This is a genomic window from Sunxiuqinia dokdonensis, assembly GCF_001270965.1.
Lineage (GTDB): Bacteria > Bacteroidota > Bacteroidia > Bacteroidales > Prolixibacteraceae > Sunxiuqinia > Sunxiuqinia dokdonensis.
In genome coordinates this window covers 1-2,617 of sequence record NZ_LGIA01000067.1, presented here as the reverse complement: position 1 = coordinate 2,617, position 2,617 = coordinate 1, and the positions used below count along the sequence as shown (strand labels likewise).

Sequence of the window (2,617 nt, the reverse complement as noted above, 5' to 3'; positions counted from 1 at the left end):
CAGTAACCATGCGACAAACGAAGGAGGACAGTCATGAATCAACTACAAAACTTCACCAAAGGATTTATCAAGGAAAACCCGGTTTTTGTACTGCTGCTGGGTATGTGTCCCACGCTGGGTGTAACGTCCTCAGCCATCAACGGACTGGGAATGGGCTTGGCCACGACTTTTGTTTTGGTCATGGCCAACCTGGTTGTTTCAACAATCAAAAATGTGATTCCCGCAAAAGTCCGCATTCCCAGTTTTATTGTCATTATCGCGGCTTTCGTAACGGTGGTGGAACTCACCATGCAAGCCTATCTCCCATCGCTTTTTGAGAGTCTGGGGCTGTTTATCCCCTTGATTGTGGTGAACTGCGTGGTGCTGGGTCGCGCCGAAGCATTCGCATCAAAAAATACCATAGTTTCTTCCGTCATTGATGGATTAGGGATGGGACTGGGGTTCTCGTTTGCCTTGACTTTATTGGGTGCGGCCCGCGAATTTTTGGGCAGCGGAAAGGTCTTCGACATGATCATTTTCCCTGAAGATTACGGCATGTTGCTATTTGTGCTGGCTCCCGGAGCCTTTATCGTGCTGGGTTACCTCATCGCGCTAATCAACCGTTTGAATAAAGCATAGGAGATATTATTATGGAATATATTATTATCATTGTCGCGGCCATTTTTGTCAACAATATTGTACTGAACCAGTTTCTTGGAGTCTGTCCTTTTCTTGGCGTATCGAAAAAAATCAGTACAGCCGTTGGAATGACCGGAGCAGTCACCTTTGTGATGGTGATTGCCACCATTGTCACCTACCTGATTCAGCAATATATTTTGAATCCGTTTGGGCTTCAGTTTCTGCAAACCATTTTTTTCATTTTGGTGATCGCCTCGCTGGTGCAACTGGTTGAAATTATTCTGAAGAAAGTCAGTCCGTCGCTTTACCAGGCGCTGGGTGTTTTCTTGCCACTCATTACCACCAACTGTGCCATTTTGGGTGTGGCTATTCTTACCTATCAAAAAGAATTCAACCTGATGCAGGGTGTTGTGTTTGCCATTGCCAACGCCATCGGTTTTGGTTTGGCGCTGGTGCTTTTTGCCGGGCTGCGGGAGCACCTCGACTTGATGAATGTCCCGAAAGGATTGAAAGGAACCCCGATTGCACTGATCGTTGCCGGGATTCTGGCTATGGCTTTCATGGGATTCAGTGGTTTGGTTTAATTGATCGAAAACTTAAATGAATATTTTTCAGACTTATCAACAATTAAAATCCAACAAGTAGATTGAGAATAAGTCAAAAGCAGCATCATTTCGATGTTGCTTTTTTTTATCTGCTTCAACCATTCACTAAAAAACTTGTTTACTAAGTGTACTCAAAAAAGGAACTATGTTTAAGCGTTTGAAGGAAAAGTGGGAGGTTGAATCGAATCTTCAGCTGGCCATCATTTTCCTCGTATTCTCTCTGGCAGGAAGCGGAGCCTTGGTCATCAGAAAGCTTGTTTTTCATTGGATCAATTATTCACCCGACTGGCCATTTTTGTTATCGGCTCTGACCTATGTTTTAACGATTGTTCCAGCTTACCAACTCATGCTGATTGTGTTCGGCGCCCTGTTGGGACAATTTTCATTTTTCTGGAAATTTGAAAAAAAGCTGCTTCGTCGGTTTGGCATCAAATTGAACGATTAATATCGAGCCCAATGACTTTAAAAATTTTGATAGTCAATTTGCTTTTATTCAGTGTATTCACGAATCAAAACAAAAACAAAATGGAAATAGCAACATTTGGCGGCGGTTGTTTCTGGTGTACCGAAGCCGTTTTTAAAGAACTGAAAGGCGTTGAATCCGTGACCTCTGGGTATTCAGGCGGGCATGTCATTAATCCGGCTTACCGCGAAGTAACGTCAGGTAAAACTGGTCATGCCGAAGTCATTGAAATTGAGTTTGATCCGGCAGTGATCAGTTTTCAGGAATTGCTCGAAGTGTTTTGGGCAATACACGATCCCACAACTTTAAACCGGCAGGGAGCCGATGTGGGTCCGCAATACCGCTCAGTGATTTTCTACCACAATGAAGCACAAAAGGAAATTGCGGAGAAAATCAAGCAAAAGCTCAATGATGAAAAGGTATTCGACAAGCCTGTCGTTACAGAGATCACCCCTTGGGAAAACTTCTACCGGGCAGAGAATTATCATCAGGATTACTACGAAAACAACCCGAATCAAGGCTACTGCCAGTTTGTAATTGTTCCGAAGCTGGATAAATTCAGAAAAATTTTTCAGGACAAACTAAAATAAGGTAGATCATGAAAACAACTTTATTGCTGCTTTTTGTGCTTATAGCAACGAGCTTATCTGCCCAGCGCGAGTTTGAAATGACCGAAGGCGACACCACCTACGTCATGAAGCGTTATGTTTTTATGCACCTGATGGCCGGCCCCGAACGCAGCCAGGATTCGATTGAAGCAGCGCAACTACAGGAGAAACATTTGGCTCATCTCAATCATTTGGCCGAATCGGGTAAGCTGGCCATGGCCGGCCCTTTCCAGGATGGAGGTAATTAGTCAATCCTTAAAAACAAAATAAATCACTGGTTATCAACAGGTAATGTGAATAAAATCCGTGATTTGAAGGTGTTT

At 43.6% G+C, this 2,617-nt stretch carries 5 protein-coding genes; all 5 read left to right on the top strand.

Annotation, left to right across the window (positions count from 1 at the left end; all coding sequences use genetic code 11):
• Window positions 1-33: 33 nt before the first annotated feature.
• The 5 genes from rsxE to NC99_RS06035 all read left to right on the top strand — a co-directional run bounded on the left by rsxE (window position 34) and on the right by NC99_RS06035 (window position 2,542).
• Window positions 34-618, top strand: coding sequence for an electron transport complex subunit RsxE (gene rsxE, locus NC99_RS06055; protein ID WP_053180918.1), 585 nt, complete (start codon window positions 34-36; stop codon window positions 616-618).
• A gap of 11 nt (window positions 619-629) precedes the next feature.
• On the top strand, window positions 630-1,202 hold the full coding sequence (gene rsxA, locus NC99_RS06050; RefSeq protein WP_053180916.1) for an electron transport complex subunit RsxA: 573 nt from the start codon (window positions 630-632) through the stop codon (window positions 1,200-1,202).
• A 166-nt stretch (window positions 1,203-1,368) separates the two neighbouring features.
• Entirely contained in the window at window positions 1,369-1,668 is a 300-nt protein-coding gene (locus tag NC99_RS06045; RefSeq protein ID WP_053180913.1) for a DUF6787 family protein, read from the top strand.
• A gap of 80 nt (window positions 1,669-1,748) precedes the next feature.
• Complete coding sequence (gene msrA, locus NC99_RS06040; protein WP_239684421.1) at window positions 1,749-2,276, top strand: peptide-methionine (S)-S-oxide reductase MsrA; 528 nt, start codon at window positions 1,749-1,751, stop codon at window positions 2,274-2,276.
• 8 nt (window positions 2,277-2,284) lie between these two features.
• Window positions 2,285-2,542 (top strand): YciI family protein, encoded by a 258-nt coding sequence (locus tag NC99_RS06035; RefSeq protein ID WP_053180905.1) that lies wholly within the window; start codon window positions 2,285-2,287, stop codon window positions 2,540-2,542.
• The last annotated feature ends 75 nt before the right edge of the window (window positions 2,543-2,617 follow it).

What these genes read in the sequence shown, in the direction of transcription:
- msrA (WP_239684421.1), top strand. Translation starts at nt 1,749, where the DNA reads ATGGAAATAGCAACATTTGGCGGCGGTTGTTTCTGGTGTACCGAAGCC.
- rsxE (WP_053180918.1), top strand. Translation starts at nt 34, where the DNA reads ATGAATCAACTACAAAACTTCACCAAAGGATTTATCAAGGAAAACCCG.
- rsxA (WP_053180916.1), top strand. Translation starts at nt 630, where the DNA reads ATGGAATATATTATTATCATTGTCGCGGCCATTTTTGTCAACAATATT.
- NC99_RS06045 (WP_053180913.1), top strand. Translation starts at nt 1,369, where the DNA reads ATGTTTAAGCGTTTGAAGGAAAAGTGGGAGGTTGAATCGAATCTTCAG.
- NC99_RS06035 (WP_053180905.1), top strand. Translation starts at nt 2,285, where the DNA reads ATGAAAACAACTTTATTGCTGCTTTTTGTGCTTATAGCAACGAGCTTA.